The following is a 22,927-nucleotide window of genomic DNA, read 5'->3' as shown; positions in this document are numbered from 1 at the left end:
TTTCGTACTTTGAGCAAAGATTGTGCATCTAACCAATTGACGCCTTATAGAAAGTGACACTTCTTTCATATAAGAAAGAAAAAACCTTTAAGTAAGCATCAGCCGCCAAAATTGTATCTTTGGCGGCTCCTCACCAGGTAAGAAACCAGCTATTCCTTCGTCCCCAAAAGCCTCAGCACTTCTTGTACCTGTGCTTTTGGAGAGCGGCGGATGAAGGACCACCATACACATCAAGACATCTCGGTAATTGTATAGAAGTCATTCAATCCATAGCACCTCAAAAGCAACTATACACCTAGCGCAAAATGTATGATTAATCATCTACAACAATATAAGTAGCTCGAATCGGTCCATGTACACCTACAATTAAATTCATTTCAATATCTGCGCTGTTACTCGGTCCGGAAATAAAACTGATACAAGAAGGCACTTCCCGCCCCTGTTCATGCGCTTCGTGAATTTGTTTAGTTGCCTGTGTCATACGAGGAACCAGCGTACTTTTAGGTATAATCGCAATATAAGATGTCGGCAATAAACTAATTGTCCTGCCATTATTTTTATCGTTAAATAACGTTACCGTAGCAGATTCTGCCAGTGTAATTTCACTAAACGTGATACCAATATCTGCTTGTTCCGCAAACACCTGGTTATCTTTTTCTTTCGCTGAATCCCAAAGGCGCACATCGACACCTTGCTGTTCTAGCTCCTCAAAAATTGTGGGTAACCCATAGTCCTCATTTCGACGATCATTTGACGCCAAAATTTTTTGCCCGTCATATGTCGCAATTACTTCTTTTAGCAACTTAGACAATCCAGTTTTGTTCGTTCGCTTGAAATCGGTATGAATTTTTTCACACTGCTTTTCTAACACGTCGACTAATTGATCTTGTGTATAACCTGCATAGACTCCCCACTGGGGATTAAAACCCCATTTCGGACGCTCCACACCTTCCGTAAGGCGCGGCCTTCCAAGACGGTTAGCCAATTTATCTAAAAAAGGATCTCGATTTTGAATGGTCATTTGGATTGATCTCCTTTCCTATTTTCTTTAAACCAGGAACGAAATGACTGCTGACTTGGGGCAGGAAAATCGCGCATCGCTGTCCAATCTTTTAAAGGACCAGGCCCTTTTGATAATTTTTCATCCTTCGTCCACGGTTTTAAGGCTGTACGCGCTAATTTGGTACTAAATATATAGGCTGCGGGACTCGTTGACCATTTGACAAATCCCGTCATCGCTAACTTTTCAGCCATTGGTGCCATCTGCTCTTGTTCGACAATGATTTGCCGATGACGAATTAATTGTTCATGCAATGGGATTTTAACAGGACAGACATCTGTACAAGCCGCACATAATGTCGACGCATAGGGCAATTCCTTATGTTTTTCATAACCGTCCAATAAAGGCGTCAATACTGCCCCGATTGGTCCCGGGTAAATCGAACCGTACGCATGCCCTCCTATATGTCGATAAACCGGACAAACGTTAATGCACGCTGCACAACGAATACAATGTAATGCCGACTGGAATTCAGAGCCTAAAATTTTTGATCGACCGTTATCCACAATGACTAAATGAAATTCTTCTGGTCCATCAATTTCTCCTGCCAACCTCGTTCCTGTAATGGCCGTGACATAGCTCGTTAGTTTTTGTCCAACCGCAGCTCTGGTCAATAAACTAACTAGCACGTCTAGCTCTTCCCATGTCGGAACAATGCGTTCCATTCCCATCACCGTAATTTGTGTATCAGGTAACGACGTCGACAAACGCGCATTTCCTTCATTCGTAACGAACGTAACAGCCCCTGATTCAGCTACCGCAAAGTTACAACCCGTAATTCCAATATCAGCCGACAAAAAGTCTTTACGCAATTGCTCTCGGGCAAATAACGCTAATTCCTCCGGTGTATTGGATTTGTCATATCCTCTTTTTTCTGCAAACGTTGAACGTATTTGATCACGATTTAAGTGCAAAGCGGGTGTCACGATATGGGAAGGTGCATCCCCATCTAACTGCAAAATCCATTCACCTAAATCCGTTTCAACGACTTCTGTACCGATGTCTTGTAACGCTTTGTTGAGACCAATTTCCTCCGTCACCATCGACTTTGACTTCACTACTTTTTTGCCATTTTTTCTTTTGACAACTGCTGTAATGTAATCATTCGCTTCTTGTGCCGTTTCAGCAAAAAACACTTGCCCTCCACGCTTCGACACTTGGTCACTCAATTGTTGCAAATAAAAATCCAAGTGTTGTAAGGTGTGTGTGCGTATTTCTTCCCCTAACGAACGCCAGTCTTCCCAATTGCCTAGCTCCTCGGCAGCATTCTCCCTACCATTTCTAAAACGCGTTTGGGCGGATGCAACAGAAGTCAACATGAAGTCATTTTCGATTCCTTTTTGAACGCGATTATCAAACGACCCCTTACCAATACGGATACTCATCTACATTCACGGCTCCTTTTAGCAGTGGTTTAATATTTCAGTAAGATGAACGACTTTGACATTGCGTCCTTCTCTCGATAATCGTCCACCAATATTCATCAAGCAAGCCATATCCCCACCGACTAAATACTCCGCCTCTGTTTCTAGGACATGATCCGCTTTTTCTTGTACCATTTGCCCCGAAATCACGGCGTTTTTCACAGCAAACGTTCCACCAAAGCCACAGCAGTCTTCTCCGTGTGGCAATTTCACAAGTTCCACACCCCTTACCTGTTCTAACAATTGTAAAGGGGCTTCCTTCACGCCTAATAGGCGCGTCATATGGCAAGAAGGATGATAGGTCACTTTCCCTTTAAACGTCGATCCCACATCTACCACACCTAACACATCCACCAGAAATTGAGTAATCTCAAAACACTTGGCGCCAAACTCTTTTGCCTGCTGTTCCCACACCGGGTCTCCATGAAAAACGTCTTGATAGCTCCGTAACATCGCTACACAAGAACCCGATGGACCCACGACATACTCAGATTCTCGAAAAACCGTCATCATATGCTTCATCGTTTCTTTTGTAGTCGTTAAATACCCACTATTGTAAGCAGGTTGGCCGCAACAAGTTTGTGCTTCTGGAAAATCTACCTCACAGCCAAGGCGTTCCAAAATCTCCACTGTGTCTTTCCCGACATTGGCTGAAAAAATATCACACATGCACGTTATGAATAAAGAGACTTTCATCCCCACACCTCCACTATTTTCTAAATACCATATACTTCTCTAGCGATTTTTCTACATTGTTTAAGTGTTCCAACATATACTGGCGCGCCAGCTCAGGTTGTCTTTCTTTAATCGCATCATAAATTCGTTCATGTTCTTCGATTAATGAAACAGACTTCTTCTCTGAGTAAATTAATACCTCGCGTGTTTCTCGTAATACGTTCGTCATGATCTCCGACACTGAGCGCATTAAGTGAATCAGGATTTGATTATGGCTTGCATTGGCAATCGCCATATGGAAACGTAAATCTGCCCCTTCGCCAATTTCGCCGTTCGCCCCCGCGTTCTTCATATCTTCAATGGCATCCCTGAGGGAATCCAAATCCTCAACTTCGTGATACGTTGCTGCTGAAGCTGCCGTTCCAGCCTCTAGTATTTTTCGTACCTCATACAATTCTTGAATATCTTCCTGTTTCATTAACAAGCCCGCCGTTACGGGTAGGGTAAAGTTTGCCGCATCGAACTTCGTTACAAATGTCCCTTCCCCCTGACGCATCACAACTAATCCCATCGCCCGCATACCACTAAGTGCTTCCCTAACAGCAGAGCGGCTGACATCAAACATTTCTGCAAGCTGCTCTACAGAATCCAATCGATCACCCGGCTTCAATTCACCTGTTTTTATCATATTAATAAGTGAATCTGCCACTTCTTCATAAATCTTCTTTGTTTGAATACGTCTACTTGCGATTGCTCTCTCCTCCAACCTACATTCTTAATCATCTGGTCATCTGATGACTAAAACGAAACTAATTGTTCCCATAGCATTATGTTAAGCCTCAGCGTGAAAAACGTGTACGTTCATCTCACACCAAGCGCCTAAAGATTTCAACATTCCTAATAGTCTTATAATATACATTTGAATCCGCGCTCGTCAAGTACTCCTGGGATTATCATTCAAACCTTACAAGCTACAATTGAAAGCCCTTCGGTACAAAATCACCTAGAGTTGGGGGCTTCTGCTGTACCAAGTTAAATCAAAACTCCCCAACAGGATGTATAGAAATCGCGTTGGGGAGTTTTAGTTTCTGTATATGGATTTAACCTGAAGCAAGTTTCAAGGGACGCCCTGTACCTCATGCAGCCATTATATTTGCGCACCATTTATTTTCGTTTCAGGCATGGTATCGTCAGGCGCTATGTCTTCAAATGTTTCGCCCGCTTCTGCCAAATCACGTGTTCTGTGCGCAATTCGGGAAGCTGCACAGGCCGCAATACTTGCAACAAGATCATCGAGGAACGTATGGATACCTCTTCCGACTTTCGTATCCAATTCGTTAATGATACCTGTTTTATTTTTATCCAAATGGCCGAATGTTGTCACAGCAATGGAACCATATGTAAATACAGCGCCGAGTGCAATCGTTTCATCCACACCAAATAATCCTTCATCAGACTCCACAATTTGTTGCAGTGGAGCTGACAGTTTCCCTTGCTCTGCAAGTTCGTCTAACTCAATGCCAACAAGAATCGCGTGCTGAAGTTCTCGTTTTCGTAGTACCCCTTCAACCGATTCAAGACAATGCGCCATTTCAAGCCCTTTATTGTACGGCTGCTGCAATTCGAAGACAATCTCCGCGATCGCATCAAGCGTCACCCCACGTCGCGCCAATGCTGCCTTTGTTGCTTCTGTGACCACTTTTGAATGAACGCTCTTTTTGTCGTTAAACATTTCTGCTCAGCCCCTTTTACATTTTCTATAAACACCGTGCAACCATTATACCTATACTTAACGATATGTTACACTTTCAGTACACATACTCTTTTAGGAGGTCTCTCATAATGAAATACGGAAAAATTGAAGATATTACAATCTACAGCAAAGAACTTGACGAGGAAATGCAACTACTCATTTATTTGCCACATAACTATTCTCCTTTATATAAGTACTCGGTGCTCATCGCATCCGACGGTAAAGATTATTTTCAATACGGGAGAATTGGACGCGTTGTCGATGAATTAATCGACGCGGAAGAAATTGAAAACGTCATTGTTGTCGGCGTCCCGTATAAAAGTGTGTTGGAACGCAGACGAATGTATCACCCACAAGGCGATCGTCGCGATGCCTATGTTCGTTTCCTTGCCCATGAACTGGTTCCCTACATCGACGATAATTACCCTACGTACCAGATTGGCGCAGGACGTGGGCTAATCGGAGATTCACTGGCAGCTACAGTTTCCCTTATCACTGCATTAAAATATCCGAATATCTTCGGACAGGTCATTTTGCATTCCCCGTTTGTCGATGAATCGGTGCTTGAGGCGGTAGAAGCTGCGAAGGATCCATCCCGCTTCTCAATCTATCATGTCATTGGGGAGGGTGAAACGGCTGTGAAAACAACCGTTGACGGTGCTTTAGATTTCCTTGAGCCGAATCGGAAATTAAAAGATTTAATCGAAAGAAAAGGGTTCCCATACTTCTATGAGGAATTTAAAGGGGACCACACATGGAAACACTGGCAACCCGATGTCCGACGTGCGATTCATAAGACTTATATCCTTTAATTCAGACAAAAGGGACATTTCCTCGCCTATTCTGGTATAATCAATACTAATAAAAGCCTTTACCAAATCATTCTCACTAGGAGGTAATATTATGAAATACGGCGTTGTTGCATTCCCATCTAAGAAACTTCAGGACCTAGCGAATGCTTATCGGAAAAGATATGACCCGCATTATGCACTGATTACACCGCATATGACTGTTAAAGGTGTGTTTGAAGCGGATGAGCAGGAAATTAAAGATGTTGCAAAAGCAATTAAAGCAATCACAAACAAACATAATCCTTTTGAATTGAACGTTTCAAAAGTAAACTCATTTGCACCCATTACAAATACAATTTACTTCAAGGCAGAATTAAATGATGCTTTAGCCGAATTACACAAAGACTTGAATTCGAATCTTCCTGGAAATGCACCCGAGTTTACATTCGTTCCGCACGTGACGATTGCACAAAAACTTACTTCTGGTGAACATGATGATATTATCGGTCAACTGAAAATGATCGGCGTGGACCATTCGGAAACGATTGATCGTCTTCACCTTCTCTATCAACTAGAGGACGGTTCTTGGACGGTTTATGAAACATTCCGCCTCGATGAGGATAACTGAGCATTGATCACAGTAAGAATTGTAACTTCTGACCTTGAGAGGGAAGATGCATTTTCCGTCAGAAGAAAAGTTTTTGTAGAAGAACAAGGCGTTCCGCTTAATCTTGAACTCGATGATTTCGATAAAACTGCTGTCCATTTCGTCGTCTATTCTGTCAATACGCCAATTGGGGCAGGTCGAATTCGAGAAACAGCGACCGGAATCGGTAAAGTCGAGCGGGTTTGTATATTAGAAGAATGTCGTGGGCAACATTTAGGGAACCTCATTATGGGGGCCCTTGAGGAACATGCAAAAGATACGGGCATGAACAAAATCATTCTGAATGCCCAAACCTACGCCATTCCTTTCTATGAAAAGTTAGGGTATATCACTACATCACCCGAGTTTATGGACGCAGACATTCCACATCGTGCTATGGAAAAAAGAATAATTCCTTAAAAAAAGGTTCGCCATGCTTTTTACAAGCAGTGCGAACCTTTTCTATTTGACTCAATTCTATCTATGTGGAATTAAAGTTAGACATATACATTGACTGTAAGGCCCTTCCCAACTGCTTGTGCGATTGTTGGCGATAGATTCGCAGGGTTTGGGTAGATAAACCCTTTGGATGCTAAAGAAGGTGTGGAAACAATAGATATCTCCATTACTTCTTCGTCCTTTATCTCTCGTTCATGATGAAATGAACTGTAATGACCATCGGAAAAATTGAAATCAAACTTAATCTTGCCTACACGATCAACGTGAGCGAAATTATATGACTCTCTATTCATCCGATTTGCATATTGTTGAGACTGAATTGGTTGAATCGGTAACAGATAACCCATTGTATACACCCCTTTCACTTTGTTTCTATCTACTATTACTAGTATACCACAATCACCTTTGCTCCAAACTAAATTTTCTGATAGTTTTTTATTGTCTACCCATCATATTTTGAATGTCTTGAATGTTAACCGCTTTACCGTTACTAACAATTGATCGAACAAGCTCATCCTCCGTATGTTGCGGAACTTCTTTTTTCGCTAGCTTACCAACCTTGCGGATGATCTTCCTTACTTGTCGCTCATCGCTGAAATCCGCGAATTGGATGGCATTTGCCAATGCGAACACTTCCTCCATCGGGACGCCCGTCTTTGATTCGATTTTCCGGAAAAATGAATCATTCATCAATTATCCCCCCTTCTTATAAGAAACTTTTGCCCACGATAATGAGCAAGATGAAGAGTACGACAATTAGAACGAATGTCGAACCGCCGTAGTTGTTACAGCCTCTTCCACCTTCGTATCCACCACATCCATAACCGCCAAAACAAGGATTGTAGCCTCCATACATGAAAAACCCCTCCTTCCCTTCCACATATCCTATGCGGAAAAGAAAAAGGGGATTGGGGAATGCGCCCTGGTCATCTAATAAGACTAAATCTTGCCCTTCGATTTAAAAATCAACGCGGCAATGAAACCAAACAATATTGCTGAACTAATCCCTGAACTCGTCACTTCAAACATCCCTGTCAAAACACCGATGAAACCGTGTTTTTCAGCTTCTGCCATTGCGCCATGTGTCAATGAATTACCAAAAGAAGTAATCGGAATCGTTGCCCCAGCACCCGCAAAATCGATAAAGGGTTCATAAAGACCGAAACCATCCAACACAGATCCCACGACAACTAACAGACATAATGTGTGTGCAGGTGTCATTTTTGCCACATCAAATAACAACTGTCCAATGACGCAGATCAATCCACCAACAATAAATGCCGTTATAAATATTGAAGTCATTGTGCCCACTCATTTCATCGTTAATTCGACTGCATGCGCGATGCATGGAATCGTATCGCCTTGCTGGAACGACATTGGTGACAGCAGTGCCCCTGTTGCAATGAGCAACACCCGCTTATAGTCACCCGCCTTCATTTTTTCGATAATCTCAGTAAAGTAAATAGACGCAGAACAGCCTGCACCACTTGCTCCAGATAAAAATGATGGGTCATCACCATAAAATTCTGCACCTGCATCACGGAACTTTTCCGTCACCTGAATCCCCTGGTTACCAGCCAATATTTTATATAATTCAAATCCTGTCTTTCCAAGATCCCCAGTCATGATGCAATCATAATCACTAGCCTTCGCTCCGTGACCAGATAGATGACGTGTTAACGTATCTGCAGCTGCAGGTGCCATTGCGGCCCCCATATTAAGCGGATCTGTCATTCCGAGATCCGTTGCAATTCCGATTGTGGCGCATTTAATAGAAGGAAACCCTTTTCTATAAGGAGTGACAACTGCAATCCCCGCCGCAGTGACGGTCCATTGAGCCGTTTCGCCCTTTTGAGCGCCATACTCGACAGGATAACGAAATTGCCGTTCGATTGCATTGTGTTGACTTGCCGCACCAGCAATTGTACATTTCGACAAAGACGCTTCTGTCAACAATGCCGCCATAAGAAGTGAAGACACGGATGTCGCACAAGCCGAAAACATACCAATGTACGGAATCCCCAATGTCGTGGCACTAAAATTTGAAGGTGTCATTTGATTAACAAGATCACCAATCAACATAAATTCAGTATCGCTTGGATTGGAATCTACTTTACTTAATGCAATCATGCTGGCGTCTTCTATCATTTTTGCATGTGCATGTTCATTCGTCTTTAAACCACAACGCTCATCGTCGTATACTTTATCAAACTTGTTAGCAAATGGGCTTTTCTTTTCTAACGGACCCGCCGTGACACCCGTCGCCGCTATGGATGGTGTCGTTTTAAAGGTGAGCAACCCGCGCGCTACCATGATACGATACCAAACTTAACAAGAATCGTTTTAATAAGCGCAACTACAAATGCCGAAAAGACACCAAAAAGAATAACCGATCCAGCTAGTTTAAACATATTGCCACCGACGCCAAGGACATACCCTTCGGACTTATGCTCAATCGCAGCAGAAATTACCGCGTTCCCAAAGCCTGTGATTGGCACCGCACTACCCGCCCCTCCAAATTGACCAATTTTCTTATATTGACCAAAACCAGTTAATAACATTGCAAAAAATACCATCGTTGCAACAGTCGGATTACTAGCTGTCCGCTCTGTGAAATCAAAAAAAGTCATATAAAACAAGGATACAAATTGACCTATCAAACAGATGGTTCCCCCAGTCAGAAATGCAAAAATCACATTTCGAAGCAAAGGTGTTTTTGGAGATGTTTGTTGTTCCAATTTCGCATATTTTTTTTCATCCATTTAGGTCTCTTCCTTTAAAAGTGATTTTAATTTTTCGATTTTCTTACTGATATCTTTTTCATTATCCGAATCGACAAGTTTGTTTATTTCCATCCTTATTTTACTATCGGCAGATACGGTGACATCCATCTCAGGGTATAGTTCCTCCATTCTTTTCGTGAGGTCCTTTTCAATTTTCTCCTTTTTGAACCTTGAAAATGTTTTCAGTGAGACTACGGCTACCAAATCATTTTCGTGAAAAACAGTGGCAGCAGATGTAAGACGTTTATCATTCATGAATACTTCTTCGGCTTTCTTCGCATCTTCGCCGGAATCGTTATGTATCCGGATTCCATTTTCTGAACAACCTGCTAACATCACAAGCGTAATCAGCACAAGCCCCAGTTTTCGGATATGCGTCCCCTCCTGTTTTTCCACAGTATGCCTTTTCAATCTAAACTTTATTCATAACCGGTCTGTCTGCCCTAACACCATGAACTCTGGCGCATAAAGTATAAAGAATTAAGAAAAGGAGGTGGAATTAATGGGATGTGGAAGAAATGAAGATGTTAGAGAAGTTCGCCACGAAAACTGTATTTGTGAAGTGGTCCGTGCGATTCGACGGATACAGGACCTTCGGGAAGATCTAAATTGTGACGATTGCAGAACTGACTGTTTCTTGACCCCACTTGGAACCTTAAGCCCTACACGCCGTCGGGCAAACACTCGGGTCTTTTCTCTCCTTACGGACGATGGTGATTTATTCAAAGCGATGTTTAGACGCAGAAGAAGAGATCGGGATCTTATCCGGGATGATCAAAGAGATAGGGAACATGAATGTGAACATCATAGCTGCTTCTCGATTTTCTTTAGAGTATCAAACGTTTTCGACAACTGCTGTGCAACGTTGGAAGTCCTTGAACCACTTGATGAAAGAGGAAACAGAGTAAAGCTCTTCAAGAACGGTAAACTCGATTTTGATGAAGTGTGTAGAGTAGAAAGATTTGAAGGAACAGGTTCTTGTATTACGGTTGACTTGAAATGCTTCTGTGGAGTTCAATGTGTTAAAGATGTGTTCATTCACTGTGACGAGTCATCCTCGTTTTGACGAGGAATAATTTTTAACCTACGATGCCCAGACTGCTCTACCGGCTTATGCCGGCTGGGTAGTCTTTTAGTTTATCCGATTTTGTAAGGACTATAATTCTATAAACATAAAAAAAAGACAGGATGGACTTCACATCCTGCCTGTCATCTTTAGTCTTCCGCAAATGGATCACCACGCCAAAAAACTTCCCCAATACTAGCCATCTCTACCGCAACCAATTCTCTACCATCTTCACCAGTGCGAATAAAAACCGTTTCCCCTTCAATTTTTTCAATCGTACCTGTTAATAAGCCATCATCTAAAACAAACTGCAATGGATGATAGACCTGTCGCGAAAACGGTGTCCCGAGATACATAATTCTTCTTACTAGGGATGGATCCACAACTTTTTCAGGTTTCAAGTCCTCCAGAGGTGGCTCCAGCTCGTTTACGATCTCCTGGTCTACTTCACTTGGCACTTCCTTCTCTTCTCCGCTCATTACAAAAACCGACGTGCTTTCCTCCTGCTTGGGAACAACTTTAATATAGACGGGCGGCCCCTGTACAAACATTAACGGTTCATTACGCAAAATAATCAGCACATCCTTTTTTTCTATAGTATATGCGCCCAATTCCCCGATGTTCATCATAATCAATATATCAAAACCGAACCCACGAAAAAAAAACGATTTTCACGGGATCTAAAGATCACCAATGAAAATCGTTGCAAGACCAAGATAAATAATAACACTAATAATATCATTTAACGTTGTGATGAATGGACCGGACGCCACAGCGGGGTCAATTTTCAATTTATGCATCAATAGCGGAATGAACGATCCTGAAATCGTTGCGACAAAAATAGAAACAAAAATGGCCGCACCGACTAACAGACCAATCAGGAATTCGTGTTTCCAGACATAAATAAGTCCGACTACAAATAGTGCACAGGTAAATCCAGTCATAAGCCCTGTTCCTGCTTCGCGAAGCAGTAACTTAAACTTACTTTCCTCTTCAATATCCCCCATTGCAATACCACGTACAGCAACGGCGAGTGCCTGCGTTCCACTATTTCCGGCAGTTCCCGCAATCAAAGGAATAAATGCCGCAAGAAGGGCCACTTTTGAAATGGTTTCCGTGAATAAATCTATCAAATTGGCAGTCAACATGCCGAGTATTAGTAGAATGAGTAACCACGGCAGTCTTTTCTTCATAGCTGAAAAGGAGTTTTTGTCGAATGTATCCATATTGGAAACCCCGGCAAATTTCGCATAGTCATCTGATGCCTCTTCTTCAAGAACATCGATTATATCATCGACTGTAATAATCCCTAAAATATGTTGTTGAAAATCGACAACTGGCACCGCCAGGAAATTATAGTCCTTGATCGTACGAGCAACTTCTTCCTGATCATCTGATACCAGAGCACTCACGACGCGCTCACTCATAATCGAACTGATCAATATATCTTCATGCGCAATGATCAAATCACGAAGAGATACGACACCCGTTAGTCGATTATTGTCATCAACGACAAATACATAATAGATTGTTTCCGCTTTTGGTGCTTCGTTGCGCAAAATGGTCATAGCCGAACGAACAGTCGAGTTTTGAGGAACTGTGACATATTCAGTCGTCATGATGGAACCAGCTGTATACTCTTCATAATGAAGAAGCGCTTTGATTTCAGTGGCTGCTGTTTTATCCATTAATGTTAAATAACTAACCGCTTGTGATTTATCGAGTTCCTTCAGGACATCTACCGCGTTATCCACAAACATAAACGAAATCATGTCCGCAGCATACGTCGTGTCCATCTCCTGAAGGAACTGTTTGTATTCATCCGCATCAATTTCACTTGTCTCAAAAATTTCCGCAAGCTCTTTTGGGGATAAATAATGGTACATAATCTTCCGAAGTTCGAGATCAACTTTCTCATAGAAAATCGCTCGGTCATACGGATGGAGGAGTAGGTATTCATCTCGGAAAGCTTTTATATCTTGGTCAACTAGCGTTCCCAACAATTTCTCTTCATCGAAGATTACTTCTTCTTTGAGCTCTTCATGTGTACTCATAGTTACACCTTCCTTTCCGGCTATACATTTCCCAAATAAATTAGGGTATTATAATATCATACATTCACTGAAAAGGGTGGGGGAAATTATGAAATTCGATATTATTGGAGATATCCATGGTTGTTTTGATGAATTCATCGCATTAATTCACAAGTTGGGCTATTCAATGGAAACAGGCATTCCCGTCCATTCAGATGGCAGACATCTGGCTTTTGTAGGGGATGCCACGGATAGAGGGCCCGATTCGCTCAAGATTTTACAACTTTTATTCAAGATGCAAGATGCAGACGCACTCTATTATTCCCCGGGAAATCATTGCAATAAGCTTTACAGATATGCGAAAGGGAGTAATGTTCAATTGACACATGGACTTGAAACAACAGTGGCCGAACTAGATGCATTATCCCCCAACCAGCGCAAACAATTCCTTACTAGATATCGTCAGTTTTATGAATCCTTGCCGCTATACCAGACCCTTGACACTGATAAGCTTATCATCGCACATGCAGGTATACCGGAACGTTTGATCGGTTCTCCCCCGATAGAAAAATTACGGGTCTTTGTTCTCTATGGAGATATTACGGGAGAAAAGCTAGCCGATGGCAAACCCGTTAGGCGCGATTGGGCCAAACATTATCAGGGACAAGCCCTCATTGTTTACGGTCACACACCCGTCAAGGAAGCCCGCTTCTTACATCATACCGTTAATATCGATACGGGCTGCGTATTCGGCGGAAAGCTTACGGCATTTCGCTATCCAGAAATGGAGATTGTCTCTGTGCCTTCCTTGCAGCCATTTCTTCCAGAAAAGTTCACTGTGTTTGACTGACATTTTGCATATCTGATGGCATATCACTTTCAAACTGCATGTCAGCCCCGGTCAGTGGATGCGTAAACTTTAGTACAGAACAATGCAATGCTTGTCGTTGAATCCACTGTTGTGTGCCTCCGTATAGGTCATCCCCAGCGAGTGGATAGCCCACCCATTGCAGATGCACACGAATTTGGTGCGTTCGACCGGTGTGAAGAACTAGTGCGATCGTTGTCAGATCATGCCCCTCTTTTCCAAAACGCCTAAGGACTTCTACATCCGTCCGGGCAAATTGGCCGTCTTCACGTACCATTCGTTCGATGATACTACCTTCTTTTCTGCCAATTGGTTGCTCGATTGTGAATCGATCTTCCTTTACCTTGCCTTCTACAATTGCAACATATTGACGATGAAAACCGGTAGTAATCATCTGCTCACTCAGTAGATGATGGATATGCCGGTTTTTCGCTATGCAGATTAAGCCAGATGTATCTTTGTCCAAACGCGTCACTACATGCACTGTTGTGGGGAGACAGTCACGGATAAACTTACCTGCAACCAGATTGGCAACCGTACCAGTTGGATGATCACGTGACGGGATTGTACTTTGCCCCGCTGGTTTATTGAGGATAATAATGGCTTCGTCCTCGTAAATAATGTCTAATTGCCCGTCTTCTGGATGCAGCCCTTCGCTCGGCTGTTCCGCCGGAAAAATGATGGCAACTTCATCGCCAACTTGTAATCGATGCCGTACATTCTGTTCAATCCCATTGACAGTAATATGTCCACCTTCATATTTTGTAGCCGTCAATGTTCTTTTTGAAATCCCTTTCGAATGGAGAAATTCCCGTAGCAGGATCCCTTCTTCCCCCACATGAAATACGAGTCGAAAACGCAAATCTTGATTTATCATATCAAATATCACTGTCGATAAAGGAATCATGCACGCGTTTCCAAAAAGGGAATGGACGGAACCGGGCAAAGCGTACTCTTTCCTTTGCGACAGAGTATTCAATTGATTTTACATCTTTATGGAGCAACTGCAAATGGTCAATGGTCAACATGAAATCTGGTCCTTTGACAGGTGTCAAAATACATTTATGATGATCTGGCAACACAAGGGGTGCACCAACCGTTCGGAAAACACGATTATTAATGGAGGCCATTTCCGCTAATTGCATGGCCGGCAGCGAAGGATGGATGATCGCGCCTCCCAACGCTTTATTATATGCCGTTGATCCAGATGGTGTTGACATGCACAAACCATCTCCCCTAAATCGTTCAAAATGCTCGCCATTTAGTTCAACATCGACAACGAGTGTCACCTCGGACGATTTAATTGTCGATTCATTCAACGCAAGGTAGGTAGCGCTTTCTTCAGAATTCCGATAATTGATGGTCACTTCAAGGAGTGGATATTCAATCACTTCAAATTCTTTACGGGCAATGGAAATAACGAGCTTCTCCATCTCTTCTGGCTTCCAATCAGCGTAAAACCCTAAATGCCCCGTATGTATACCTACGAAGGCAGTATCTTGCAAGCGGTGTTGGTGTTTATGAAACGCGTGTAGTAACGTTCCATCTCCACCTATTGACAGGACTATTTCCGGCTCGTCTTCATCGAAAGTCAGTCCGAAATCAATCAAATAGCATTTCGCCTCTTCCATTAATCGATTCGACAATTCATCGTTCCGAGATTGGATTGCAAATTTCATGTTTTCACCGCTTTCTTCGATCCTTTTGGTCATAACTTCTTGTGGCCGTTTCTTTGAATGCACTGAAATATTGTTGTGCATCCTGAATTTCATCACGAATTTGGGACATTTCTTCATCCAATTGAAATGCTGCTTCCGCTGCTCTTTCCAGACGCAACCTAATTTCGTTCGGCATTTCCCCTTCATATTTATAATTCAAGGAGTGCTCAATGGATGCCCAGAAATTCATCGCCAATGTTCGAATCTGAATTTCCGCCAAAATGGTTTTCTCACCGTGAATAGTCTGTACAGGATATTTGATAATCATATGGTATGACCGATAGCCACTCGGTTTTTTATGCGAAATATAATCGCGTTCCTCAACAATTTCTAGGTCTTTACGCTGGCGTAAAGTTTCGACAACTGTTCCAATATCATCGACAAATTGGCACATCATTCGAAGTCCCGCTATATCAGGCAGCTCCGTAGCCAGTTCTGCAGACGGTTCGAAAGGAATTCCTTTTTCAAGTGTTCGATCGTAAATACTCGCGAGTGGCTTCACCCTGCCCGTAACAAATTCGACCGGCGTATGTACGTCTTCCAAGTCATATTGAGCACGTAATCCTTTAAACTTAACTTTTAATTCGTCTACTGCTTGTTTATATGGTTCAAGAAATTGACCCCATTGTCTCATCTGGACACCTCCCAGCCGTTATTCTACATGTTGAAGTATATCGTGAAATGCTTGTTCAACTGCCGAGGTGAATACTTCCCCGTAATTATCATTTCCTTCAATATTATAAATAAGCATTGTTAGCTCATCTTTAAATCCAGGTAGCGCAATGATTTCATCCTTCCAAAGAAGAACTGGATCACTCTCCAACTTTAGTGCATCCACCATGAATGGCCACACCTTCTGCGTAAAATGAAGGTGACGATAACCTTCCTCCACTTCTAACAGATACACAAATGATAAGTCTTCAGAATCCGTAATCATCTTGCCGGATGGAACACCTTGTGGCCGATCAGCCGTTTCTGCCAATAAAAATCGGATTTCTTCCCCGTCCAGGATTCCGTCTATAACTCGATTTTGAATGCTCACAATTTCCTCTTCCCTTCAACATGTCATTATGTTCAGTTTACCATATGGAGCGCGGCCTTGCAGTTTGGAAAATGCGTTTTCTCTTAAGAATTGGTATACTATTTATTAGAGTGCTATATCAAAAACGAAAGCCTTATCGGCAGAAGGGAAAGATCATGATGGATGCACGTGCAATTCGCACATTATTGGAGATAAATGCAATGCAATCCCTAGGCACTGTTCAGTCGAGTGCGGGACTAGACTCTCCTACTTCGCTATTTCAATTGATGATGGAAGAGTTGGGAACCCAATTCTCCTCAACAAACTCCTTGTCTTCCAATGCTTCGTCATTACTCGACAATGTGAATCAAGCGGAAGGCCTACGCTATGAGGGGAATAATCCTGTTTTCCGCCCTTCTTCGCTAGCCACTGTACTTGCCACATCCCAAAAACTGTCCGCCGCTTCTTCCGGGATTTCTGCGACAGATAAGGGTCAATATAACGACATTATTAGACAGGCTGCAGATGCATTTAACTTACCCGAAAACGTAATTTCTGCCGTCATCAAACAGGAATCGAATTTCAACAATAGCGTTGTCAGTCAAGCAGGTGCTGAAGGCCTTATGCAGCTTATGCCAGGTACAGCAAAATTCCTGGGCGTAAAAGATAGTTTCGACCCTATCCAAAACATCATGGGCGGAGCTAAATATTTGAGACAAATGCTCAACCAGTTTGATGGGAATATCGAACTCGCTCTCGCAGCCTACAACGCAGGTCCCGGCAATGTGAGAAAGCATGGCGGCATTCCGCCTTTTAAAGAAACTCAGCAATACGTGCAAAAAGTACTTGAGTACGCTAAAGTGTAATTGATAATCCATAAAAGGAACAAGTTCCCTGGCAAGCGATTTATTTGAGAAAGTTTCTTCTGGTTGGTAGAATGACAGTACGGTACAGTCAGAGCAAAGGAGATTGACATAATGATGCGAAAACCTTTGATCCCTTATGAAGAGATCGGTGCTGAAAAGTTGTCGGAACTTATCAACCTATTTTATAAAAAAGTAGCCGTTCATCCTGATCTTTACCCGATTTTTCCGGGCGACTGGGCAGAAACGGCACGTAAACAAATACAATTTCAAACACAATATTTGGGAGGACCCAATTTATTTTCAGAAGAACACGGTCATCCAATGATGAAAGCGCGTCATATGCCATTTCCGATTACACCAGTTCGCGCGGAAGCATGGCTATCTTGCATGGCACAGGCAATGGATGAAGTCGGACTCGAAGGTAAATTACGTGATATGTACTACAATCGCCTCGCCTTAACTGCAAACCACATGGTGAACAGGAGCGGGGAGGATCATCTGTGAATCGACAAACGTTGCTGGAAAGTTCGATTAGTCCCTCTACATGTACAAGACCGATTGAATTATATGTTTTCATTGATCCATTATGTGCAGATTGCTGGTCGCTTCAGCCACTCCTACGTAAATTGCAACTGGAGTATGATCGTTATCTAACACTTCGTATTGCATTGCGTACATCGTTATCATCGATGAATCTACCATGCACACTGAACAGCGAAGATTCACTTGCTTGTAACAAAGTCCATCCGACTTTCCCAAGTATTGCAGTAAAGGCAGCAGAATTCCAAGGCAAGCGCGCTGGATTACGATTTCTATCAAAAATGTTCGAATACTCCTTTTTGAAATCCCGAAATGTCTCTTCTTTTTCAGTGCTTGTTGAAATTGCTGAAAAACTAGGACTTGATGTAGATGAGTTTATTCGCGACTTTTCTTCAAAAAATGTCTTGCGTTCATTACAAGTTGATTTGTATTTGGCAAAAGAAATGGAAGTCGATCAAGCTGCTACATTCGTTTTCTTCAATGGCAATATTGAAGATGAAGGACTTAAGGTCAGCGGATTGTATGACTACGAAGTATACGAACAAATTTTGGAGGAATTGGTCGGTATGGAAATTATACCTGACATTCCCCCATCACTAGAAGATTTGTTTCGACGTTTCGATATGCTAACAGCAAATGAAATCGCGGATATTTACGGCATCTCCGAAAAATCCGCAGAACGCGAACTAAAAAAGCGCCTTCTTCAACAACATGTTGAACGAGTTCCTTTCCAAGATCAGACCTTATGGCGCATTAAGCAATGCTAACAAATAAAAGCCACTCCATTCACCCGAAATATACGGGTGATCGAGTGGCTTTTGTTATTTCGAAGCATCAATTACGCCTCGGCGTAATTGCGTCCAGATTTTTTCGAGCTCGCTCGAAAAGCTTCTCTGAAAATCTGTGACATCCGCAGACCTACAAGGAAGGATGCAGTTCAATCCTTCCTCCATGTAGGCCCAAGCGACCCGAGGCGCTAGGCGCTGGAGCCTAGATGCAAAATCTCTACGTTACAACTTATCCACAGTTCGAGATTTTATAATTTCCTATGCAAAAACAAAAAGAGCATCCATCTCCTGGGGGGGAGTGAATGCTCTTTTACAAAGGGAATGGGAGAAATGTTCACGTTCAAACAAAAGGGGTGTATGTTTGGTATGTGATTTATTTCACATCCTTACTTTATCACAAAATAATAGTAACAGCAACATTTCACAATAAATTTCACATGAATGTCACATTTAAAAAGATGCCAACACCACTCATCTCTAGTTATACAACAGAAAATCATTACTATATAACAGTATTTAACCATTAAAATAGTAGTCTGTTAAAACTATTCTAATATAAACAATTTCCATGTAAAAAACCCACTCATCTTACAAACATGATGAATGGGTTTCCCATATCGTTAGTTCTTTAAAAGAAGTGACTCAAGCTCATTCAATTTCTCTTCAAAGACGCGACATGCCTCTTCGATCGGCGCTGCGCTTGTCATATCAACACCTGCTTTTTTAAGCACTTCAATCGGATAATCCGAAGATCCTGCTTTCAGGAAGTTATTAATATAACGTTCAACTGCCGGTTCGCCTTCTGTTAGAATTTGATTGCTTAGTGCTACTGCCGCACTATAGCCTGTTGCATACTGATAGACGTAGTAATTATAGTAGAAGTGTGGAATCCGTGCCCATTCAAGACCAATCTCTTCATCGACAACAAGATCTTCACCAAAATACTTTTTATTAAGCGCGTAATATTCTTCTGTTAGTTTTTCCGCAGTCAATGGAACGCCTTGTTGGTCAAGCGTATGAATGAGATGCTCAAATTCAGCAAACATAGTTTGACGGAAGACGGTTCCACGGAATCCATCTAGCCAATAATTCAGCAGATAAATACGTTTTTGTTCATCATCAATTGTTTTCAATAGATGATCATTCAAAAGAGCCTCATTTACGGTCGAAGCGACTTCTGCCACGAAAATGGAATATCCACTATAGATGAATGGTTGGCTTTTACGTGAGTAATAACTATGCACACTATGGCCAAATTCATGCGCCAATGTGAACAAGTTATTGACGTTGTCTTGCCAATTCATTAAAATATATGGGTTTGTACCGTAGGAGCCAGAAGAATAAGCACCTGAACGTTTACCTTTGTTTTCACGAACATCGACCCAACGATTATCCAGTCCTTCTTGAACAATTGACACATAGTCTTCTCCAAGCGGATGGAAACTAGCTAGCATGGTTTGTGCTGCTTCTTCATAGGGAATCTTCATATCTACATCTTTTACGAGAGGGGCATACATATCCCACATATGAAGTTCTTCAAGTCCGAACACTTTTTTACGAAGGGCCACATAACGCTGTAGCAAATGAACATTTTTATTAATTGTAGAAACTAGATTTTCATATACTTGTTCCGGAATGTGGTTATTTGACATTGCCGCATTACGCGCAGAAGGATAGTTGCGGATACTTGCGTTCACATTATCTCGCTTCACATTACCCGAAAGCGTCGATGCGAAAGTGTTTTGGAATTCTTCATATTTCGAGTACATTGCTTTGAACGCATCTTCTCGAACTCGTCCATCATCACTTTCCAAGAAACGACTGTAGCGACCATGTGACAATTCAACTTCTTCCCCGTTCTCATCTTTTACCATCGGGAATGTTAAATCCGCATTATTCAACATGCTAAACGTTTCTGAAGATTGACCTGTTACCTCGGACAGTTGCGCAAGAAGTGCCTCTTGTTCAGCTGGTAGGACGTGTGGTCTTTGTGTATTGATTTCTTCAAATTCTTGCTTATACAAACCCAATCCTTCATGTGTAGCCACTAAGTTGTCCAATTCAGCTTCATCGATTGCCAATAGTTCTGGCAAGAAAAATGATAATGCCGTGGAGATTTTTACGTAAAGTGATTTGACACGGCTATCCATTGCTTGATAAAAGCCATTTGCCGTGTCTTGGTCAGTTTTTAAATGCGCGTATGTGTAAAGACGGCGTATTCTTTCCGACAGTGCATCTCGGTAAGAAAGTGCGTCGTAGAGTGCATCCGCCCCATTATTTAGTGTCCCTTGGTAAGCTGCTGCTTGGTTCGAAAATTCCTCAACATCCACAAACTCTTTTTCCCAGGCCTCGTCTGTAGCAAAGATATCTTCTAGGCGCCAAGTTTCCTCCACCTTTACTTCATCACGCGTTAATACTTTGTTAGTTGTCTCAGTCGTCATCCCTAATCCCCCTTCTCCCGTTACTTCGGGAAACGAATCTGTTCTATTTTCTCAATTTTCATACCACTTTGCAAGTAATCTTGCTGAAAACAAATTAAAAACAATCGACTCATCCAGATCAAGGTCAGAATTGTTCTGAAAGGATTCAATTCCTGCCGCCACTAGAAAATCACGGTATGCTTGGCAAGCCTTTTCCTGCCCTATAGTCGGGTATTCTAACTTGGAAACATAGTGATGAATCTCATTTTCCGATAAATCCTTAAAACGAATATTTTTTAACCTCATATAGTAGACGAGCCTCAGTTGCCATTCACAATCATGTTCACGAAACGCCTCGCTGAATCGAACAGGCACACCAATCCATTGTGGAAGATTCGTAGGATGCACGCGTACTTCATAACACATTTTCAAGAAAGGATCATTTATCCCCCTTCTATTCAATGAAATACGTGAATGCAGAAAATCATTGCGCATCGCTACATAAATAGATGCATATCGGGCTACTTCTTCTTTAGTAGGTGATTTGGGTCTTGCGAAAGGGAATACTTGCTTCTCCAATGATAATGTACGCTGGATACCGATATAGCGTTTACCCGCAACATGGACAAGGTTAGAAAAGTAATGGAAGCGTTCTTTCTGGGGGTTGTACGTAAGCAATACATAACCTTCAGGGGGTCTATGTGTAAAAAAACTTTCGTGGAACTTAGAAAAATAAAATAGGCCGACACCTTGGGGATAATCTGTGAATTTTGCTGGGGTATGCAAAATCCATATCGGCTTCACTCCTACGCTGCGATAACCAGCAGATCTTGATTGAATCGTAGAAATAGGGATGGTACTACATTGAAACTCGATAGCTATCGAACTAGCCATTGTTGTCACAAGGAGATCAGGGCGCTGAGACAACACATGTAAAAAAGGTTCAAGTTCGACGCACATCTTCTGTTTCTGCAAAAAAAGATACAATTGTTGTTTTCCTTCAAGATGTTCTTTCGATTCACCCTCGGAAAACAACGTTGGACAGGCCGCATCTCTTTCATGCGCAAAATGCGGAATCACAATATCGCCAACTTTCAAATGGACCCGAGAATTACATTGCAGACAAAAAAACAACTGTGATTTCCGCCATGTTTTTAACTGGTCCCGTGTAAATTTCGGTGTAAGAACCATTAGTTTTCCATCTTTCTCCTTCGCTACAAGTATACCAATCCTCTCCTTTCTATCTCATTGAATTATATAAATATTACGTCAATAATACAAGAACAAAAGCACCGGAGCTTAGACAACAAAAAAGCAGCTATCCACATGCAGATAGCTGCTTTCGTTTATTTTGGCCCAAAATAGTGTTGAATTTTCGTGAATACATCACTATCCATGATTTCTTTGCCGTATTCCTTTAGTCGATGAATGGTTAAGTTTGAAGACGCTGCAAATTCAGAAACGACACTAAATAGGTCTGTCTTCCGCGCTTCGTCCATCGTTTCATCCTCGTACTCTACATGCAAATAATAGTTACTTTCATACAAATAGAGTGACGTTTTTATAGGATAACCCGACATTCGACTTGCCAAAAGAATCAAGTCATCGAATTCATTAAAGAGGTACACATTATCAAGCCAATCTAGTGTCTCACCATTCATATCTGGCATCATATCCTCATCATTCCCATATATTCCCTCGTCGTTCGGAAACAACTTCCTTGGATCTTCTATCCCAAAAGGTGAATCTATCGGTTCGCCGTCTTCAGACACTTGTGCACGGGTAACTGTTACTTCAATTCCGCCACTCATTGCGTGCACCTGAATCCATAATGGTCCTTCGATTTCAAACTCTGATTCGTCGTTGACTTCGTCCATCATCTCCCAGAAGAGTTCCTCGCTTTTGTCGCGATTATACCAAACTTCTTCACGAGTAAATCCTCGCTCTTCTATATCAATATATGAAAGAAAAAATTTAACTGTATTTTCGTTAATACGCTCTATTTCCATCCCTTAT

29 protein-coding genes are annotated in these 22,927 nt (G+C 42.1%); 8 read left to right on the top strand and 21 right to left on the bottom strand.

Annotated features, from left to right (window positions below; translation table 11 throughout):
• Positions 1-313: 313 nt before the first annotated feature.
• The 5 genes from ACIQ0H_RS00930 to ACIQ0H_RS00910 form a co-directional block, all read right to left on the bottom strand.
• Positions 314-1,021, bottom strand: coding sequence for a LutC/YkgG family protein (locus ACIQ0H_RS00930; RefSeq protein ID WP_403409590.1), 708 nt, complete (start codon positions 1,019-1,021; stop codon positions 314-316).
• Complete coding sequence (locus tag ACIQ0H_RS00925) at positions 1,018-2,445, bottom strand: LutB/LldF family L-lactate oxidation iron-sulfur protein (protein ID WP_403409587.1); 1,428 nt, start codon at positions 2,443-2,445, stop codon at positions 1,018-1,020. Before ACIQ0H_RS00925 ends, ACIQ0H_RS00930 begins: the two co-directional genes overlap by 4 nt.
• 18 nt (positions 2,446-2,463) lie before the next feature.
• Entirely contained in the window at positions 2,464-3,180 is a 717-nt protein-coding gene (locus ACIQ0H_RS00920) for a (Fe-S)-binding protein (protein WP_403409584.1), read from the bottom strand.
• 13 nt (positions 3,181-3,193) lie between these two features.
• Complete coding sequence (locus ACIQ0H_RS00915; RefSeq protein WP_403412286.1) at positions 3,194-3,910, bottom strand: FadR/GntR family transcriptional regulator; 717 nt, start codon at positions 3,908-3,910, stop codon at positions 3,194-3,196.
• A gap of 396 nt (positions 3,911-4,306) precedes the next feature.
• Positions 4,307-4,891, bottom strand: coding sequence for a phosphatidylglycerophosphatase A family protein (locus ACIQ0H_RS00910; protein ID WP_403409581.1), 585 nt, complete (start codon positions 4,889-4,891; stop codon positions 4,307-4,309).
• Between the two features lie 110 nt (positions 4,892-5,001).
• Between ACIQ0H_RS00910 and ACIQ0H_RS00905 the strand changes: the two genes are divergently transcribed.
• The 3 genes from ACIQ0H_RS00905 (at position 5,002) to ACIQ0H_RS00895 (ending at position 6,769) form a co-directional block, all read left to right on the top strand.
• Positions 5,002-5,724 (top strand): esterase family protein, encoded by a 723-nt coding sequence (locus tag ACIQ0H_RS00905; RefSeq protein ID WP_403409578.1) that lies wholly within the window; start codon positions 5,002-5,004, stop codon positions 5,722-5,724.
• A 91-nt stretch (positions 5,725-5,815) separates the two neighbouring features.
• Complete coding sequence (locus ACIQ0H_RS00900) at positions 5,816-6,331, top strand: YjcG family protein (RefSeq protein WP_403409576.1); 516 nt, start codon at positions 5,816-5,818, stop codon at positions 6,329-6,331.
• A 3-nt stretch (positions 6,332-6,334) separates the two neighbouring features.
• On the top strand, positions 6,335-6,769 hold the full coding sequence (locus ACIQ0H_RS00895) for a GNAT family N-acetyltransferase (RefSeq protein ID WP_403409573.1): 435 nt from the start codon (positions 6,335-6,337) through the stop codon (positions 6,767-6,769).
• A gap of 77 nt (positions 6,770-6,846) precedes the next feature.
• Here ACIQ0H_RS00895 and ACIQ0H_RS00890 read toward each other — a convergent pair whose 3' ends face one another.
• The 7 genes from ACIQ0H_RS00890 to ACIQ0H_RS00860 all read right to left on the bottom strand — a co-directional run bounded on the left by ACIQ0H_RS00890 (position 6,847) and on the right by ACIQ0H_RS00860 (position 9,987).
• On the bottom strand, positions 6,847-7,155 hold the full coding sequence (locus tag ACIQ0H_RS00890; RefSeq protein ID WP_403409570.1) for a hypothetical protein: 309 nt from the start codon (positions 7,153-7,155) through the stop codon (positions 6,847-6,849).
• A gap of 88 nt (positions 7,156-7,243) precedes the next feature.
• Positions 7,244-7,498: a stage VI sporulation protein F gene (locus ACIQ0H_RS00885; RefSeq protein WP_403409567.1), complete on the bottom strand. Its 255-nt coding sequence runs from the start codon at positions 7,496-7,498 to the stop codon at positions 7,244-7,246.
• A 16-nt stretch (positions 7,499-7,514) separates the two neighbouring features.
• The gene (locus tag ACIQ0H_RS00880) at positions 7,515-7,664 is read right to left on the bottom strand and encodes a YjcZ family sporulation protein (RefSeq protein ID WP_403409564.1); all 150 of its coding nucleotides are present in this window, start codon (positions 7,662-7,664) and stop codon (positions 7,515-7,517) included.
• Between the two features lie 83 nt (positions 7,665-7,747).
• Positions 7,748-8,110 (bottom strand): stage V sporulation protein AE, encoded by a 363-nt coding sequence (spoVAE, locus tag ACIQ0H_RS00875; RefSeq protein ID WP_403409561.1) that lies wholly within the window; start codon positions 8,108-8,110, stop codon positions 7,748-7,750.
• Between the two features lie 9 nt (positions 8,111-8,119).
• Positions 8,120-9,121: a stage V sporulation protein AD gene (locus ACIQ0H_RS00870; RefSeq protein WP_403409558.1), complete on the bottom strand. Its 1,002-nt coding sequence runs from the start codon at positions 9,119-9,121 to the stop codon at positions 8,120-8,122.
• Positions 9,115-9,570 (bottom strand): stage V sporulation protein AC, encoded by a 456-nt coding sequence (gene spoVAC, locus ACIQ0H_RS00865; protein ID WP_403409555.1) that lies wholly within the window; start codon positions 9,568-9,570, stop codon positions 9,115-9,117. Before spoVAC ends, ACIQ0H_RS00870 begins: the two co-directional genes overlap by 7 nt.
• A complete protein-coding gene (locus ACIQ0H_RS00860) occupies positions 9,571-9,987 on the bottom strand; it encodes a hypothetical protein (protein WP_403409552.1) in 417 nt (138 codons plus the stop codon). It lies immediately after the preceding gene.
• A 106-nt stretch (positions 9,988-10,093) separates the two neighbouring features.
• Between ACIQ0H_RS00860 and ACIQ0H_RS00855 the strand changes: the two genes are divergently transcribed.
• The gene (locus tag ACIQ0H_RS00855; protein ID WP_403409549.1) at positions 10,094-10,657 is read left to right on the top strand and encodes a CotY/CotZ family spore coat protein; all 564 of its coding nucleotides are present in this window, start codon (positions 10,094-10,096) and stop codon (positions 10,655-10,657) included.
• A gap of 149 nt (positions 10,658-10,806) precedes the next feature.
• Here the strand turns inward: ACIQ0H_RS00855 and ACIQ0H_RS00850 are convergent, their stop codons facing one another.
• Positions 10,807-11,286 carry a hypothetical protein gene (locus ACIQ0H_RS00850; protein WP_403409546.1) on the bottom strand — a complete coding sequence of 160 codons (480 nt, stop codon included), beginning with the start codon at positions 11,284-11,286 and terminating at the stop codon, positions 10,807-10,809.
• Between the two features lie 51 nt (positions 11,287-11,337).
• Positions 11,338-12,711, bottom strand: coding sequence for a magnesium transporter (gene mgtE, locus ACIQ0H_RS00845; protein WP_403409543.1), 1,374 nt, complete (start codon positions 12,709-12,711; stop codon positions 11,338-11,340).
• 88 nt (positions 12,712-12,799) lie between these two features.
• Here mgtE and prpE point away from each other — a divergent pair, with 88 nt between their 5' ends.
• A complete protein-coding gene (gene prpE / locus ACIQ0H_RS00840; RefSeq protein ID WP_403409541.1) occupies positions 12,800-13,540 on the top strand; it encodes a bis(5'-nucleosyl)-tetraphosphatase PrpE in 741 nt (246 codons plus the stop codon).
• Here the strand turns inward: prpE and ACIQ0H_RS00835 are convergent.
• The 4 genes from ACIQ0H_RS00835 to ACIQ0H_RS00820 are packed head-to-tail and all read right to left on the bottom strand — an operon-like array spanning position 13,524 to position 16,318.
• A complete protein-coding gene (locus ACIQ0H_RS00835) occupies positions 13,524-14,435 on the bottom strand; it encodes an RluA family pseudouridine synthase (RefSeq protein ID WP_403409538.1) in 912 nt (303 codons plus the stop codon). The genes prpE and ACIQ0H_RS00835 overlap by 17 nt on opposite strands.
• Position 14,436: 1 nt before the next feature.
• Complete coding sequence (locus tag ACIQ0H_RS00830; RefSeq protein WP_403409535.1) at positions 14,437-15,354, bottom strand: NAD kinase; 918 nt, start codon at positions 15,352-15,354, stop codon at positions 14,437-14,439.
• Positions 15,242-15,910 (bottom strand): GTP diphosphokinase, encoded by a 669-nt coding sequence (gene yjbM, locus ACIQ0H_RS00825; protein WP_403409532.1) that lies wholly within the window; start codon positions 15,908-15,910, stop codon positions 15,242-15,244. Before yjbM ends, ACIQ0H_RS00830 begins: the two co-directional genes overlap by 113 nt.
• 18 nt (positions 15,911-15,928) lie before the next feature.
• Positions 15,929-16,318: a UPF0738 family protein gene (locus ACIQ0H_RS00820; protein WP_403409529.1), complete on the bottom strand. Its 390-nt coding sequence runs from the start codon at positions 16,316-16,318 to the stop codon at positions 15,929-15,931.
• A gap of 155 nt (positions 16,319-16,473) precedes the next feature.
• Between ACIQ0H_RS00820 and ACIQ0H_RS00815 the strand changes: the two genes are divergently transcribed.
• The 3 genes from ACIQ0H_RS00815 (at position 16,474) to ACIQ0H_RS00805 (ending at position 18,470) form a co-directional block, all read left to right on the top strand.
• A complete protein-coding gene (locus ACIQ0H_RS00815) occupies positions 16,474-17,163 on the top strand; it encodes a lytic transglycosylase domain-containing protein (protein WP_403409526.1) in 690 nt (229 codons plus the stop codon).
• Between the two features lie 111 nt (positions 17,164-17,274).
• Positions 17,275-17,667, top strand: a complete 393-nt coding sequence (locus tag ACIQ0H_RS00810) for a globin domain-containing protein (protein WP_403409523.1) — start codon at positions 17,275-17,277, stop codon at positions 17,665-17,667.
• Positions 17,664-18,470, top strand: a complete 807-nt coding sequence (locus ACIQ0H_RS00805) for a DsbA family protein (RefSeq protein ID WP_403409520.1) — start codon at positions 17,664-17,666, stop codon at positions 18,468-18,470. The genes ACIQ0H_RS00810 and ACIQ0H_RS00805 overlap by 4 nt, the downstream gene beginning before the upstream one ends.
• 641 nt (positions 18,471-19,111) lie before the next feature.
• Here the strand turns inward: ACIQ0H_RS00805 and pepF are convergent.
• From pepF to mecA, 3 genes are all read right to left on the bottom strand, one after another.
• Entirely contained in the window at positions 19,112-20,932 is a 1,821-nt protein-coding gene (gene pepF / locus ACIQ0H_RS00800; protein ID WP_403409517.1) for an oligoendopeptidase F, read from the bottom strand.
• Between the two features lie 51 nt (positions 20,933-20,983).
• Positions 20,984-22,102 (bottom strand): competence protein CoiA, encoded by a 1,119-nt coding sequence (locus ACIQ0H_RS00795; RefSeq protein ID WP_483882526.1) that lies wholly within the window; start codon positions 22,100-22,102, stop codon positions 20,984-20,986.
• A gap of 155 nt (positions 22,103-22,257) precedes the next feature.
• Positions 22,258-22,920: an adaptor protein MecA gene (mecA, locus tag ACIQ0H_RS00790; protein ID WP_403409514.1), complete on the bottom strand. Its 663-nt coding sequence runs from the start codon at positions 22,918-22,920 to the stop codon at positions 22,258-22,260.
• Positions 22,921-22,927: the final 7 nt, after the last annotated feature.

It is taken from the genome of Sporosarcina sp. NPDC096371, from assembly GCF_044762865.1.
GTDB lineage: Bacteria > Bacillota > Bacilli > Bacillales_A > Planococcaceae > Sporosarcina.
The sequence above is the reverse complement of the archived record's forward strand: the minus strand, read 5'-3'. Positions and strand labels throughout refer to the sequence as shown.

Coding starts and splice junctions, on each gene's coding strand:
- spoVAE (WP_403409561.1), bottom strand. CDS start 8,110: ATGACTTCAATATTTATAACGGCATTTATTGTTGGTGGATTGATCTGC.
- ACIQ0H_RS00905 (WP_403409578.1), top strand. CDS start 5,002: ATGAAATACGGAAAAATTGAAGATATTACAATCTACAGCAAAGAACTT.
- mecA (WP_403409514.1), bottom strand. CDS start 22,920: ATGGAAATAGAGCGTATTAACGAAAATACAGTTAAATTTTTTCTTTCA.
- ACIQ0H_RS00815 (WP_403409526.1), top strand. CDS start 16,474: ATGATGGATGCACGTGCAATTCGCACATTATTGGAGATAAATGCAATG.
- ACIQ0H_RS00835 (WP_403409538.1), bottom strand. CDS start 14,435: ATGATAAATCAAGATTTGCGTTTTCGACTCGTATTTCATGTGGGGGAA.
- mgtE (WP_403409543.1), bottom strand. CDS start 12,711: ATGAGTACACATGAAGAGCTCAAAGAAGAAGTAATCTTCGATGAAGAG.
- ACIQ0H_RS00885 (WP_403409567.1), bottom strand. CDS start 7,498: ATGAATGATTCATTTTTCCGGAAAATCGAATCAAAGACGGGCGTCCCG.
- ACIQ0H_RS00890 (WP_403409570.1), bottom strand. CDS start 7,155: ATGGGTTATCTGTTACCGATTCAACCAATTCAGTCTCAACAATATGCA.
- spoVAC (WP_403409555.1), bottom strand. CDS start 9,570: ATGGATGAAAAAAAATATGCGAAATTGGAACAACAAACATCTCCAAAA.
- ACIQ0H_RS00900 (WP_403409576.1), top strand. CDS start 5,816: ATGAAATACGGCGTTGTTGCATTCCCATCTAAGAAACTTCAGGACCTA.
- ACIQ0H_RS00795 (WP_483882526.1), bottom strand. CDS start 22,102: ATGGTTCTTACACCGAAATTTACACGGGACCAGTTAAAAACATGGCGG.
- ACIQ0H_RS00920 (WP_403409584.1), bottom strand. CDS start 3,180: ATGAAAGTCTCTTTATTCATAACGTGCATGTGTGATATTTTTTCAGCC.
- ACIQ0H_RS00850 (WP_403409546.1), bottom strand. CDS start 11,286: ATGATGAACATCGGGGAATTGGGCGCATATACTATAGAAAAAAAGGAT.
- ACIQ0H_RS00855 (WP_403409549.1), top strand. CDS start 10,094: ATGGGATGTGGAAGAAATGAAGATGTTAGAGAAGTTCGCCACGAAAAC.
- prpE (WP_403409541.1), top strand. CDS start 12,800: ATGAAATTCGATATTATTGGAGATATCCATGGTTGTTTTGATGAATTC.
- ACIQ0H_RS00925 (WP_403409587.1), bottom strand. CDS start 2,445: ATGAGTATCCGTATTGGTAAGGGGTCGTTTGATAATCGCGTTCAAAAA.
- ACIQ0H_RS00910 (WP_403409581.1), bottom strand. CDS start 4,891: ATGTTTAACGACAAAAAGAGCGTTCATTCAAAAGTGGTCACAGAAGCA.
- ACIQ0H_RS00930 (WP_403409590.1), bottom strand. CDS start 1,021: ATGACCATTCAAAATCGAGATCCTTTTTTAGATAAATTGGCTAACCGT.
- yjbM (WP_403409532.1), bottom strand. CDS start 15,910: ATGAGACAATGGGGTCAATTTCTTGAACCATATAAACAAGCAGTAGAC.
- ACIQ0H_RS00810 (WP_403409523.1), top strand. CDS start 17,275: ATGATGCGAAAACCTTTGATCCCTTATGAAGAGATCGGTGCTGAAAAG.
- pepF (WP_403409517.1), bottom strand. CDS start 20,932: ATGACGACTGAGACAACTAACAAAGTATTAACGCGTGATGAAGTAAAG.
- ACIQ0H_RS00870 (WP_403409558.1), bottom strand. CDS start 9,121: ATGGTAGCGCGCGGGTTGCTCACCTTTAAAACGACACCATCCATAGCG.
- ACIQ0H_RS00880 (WP_403409564.1), bottom strand. CDS start 7,664: ATGTATGGAGGCTACAATCCTTGTTTTGGCGGTTATGGATGTGGTGGA.
- ACIQ0H_RS00830 (WP_403409535.1), bottom strand. CDS start 15,354: ATGAAGAAATGTCCCAAATTCGTGATGAAATTCAGGATGCACAACAAT.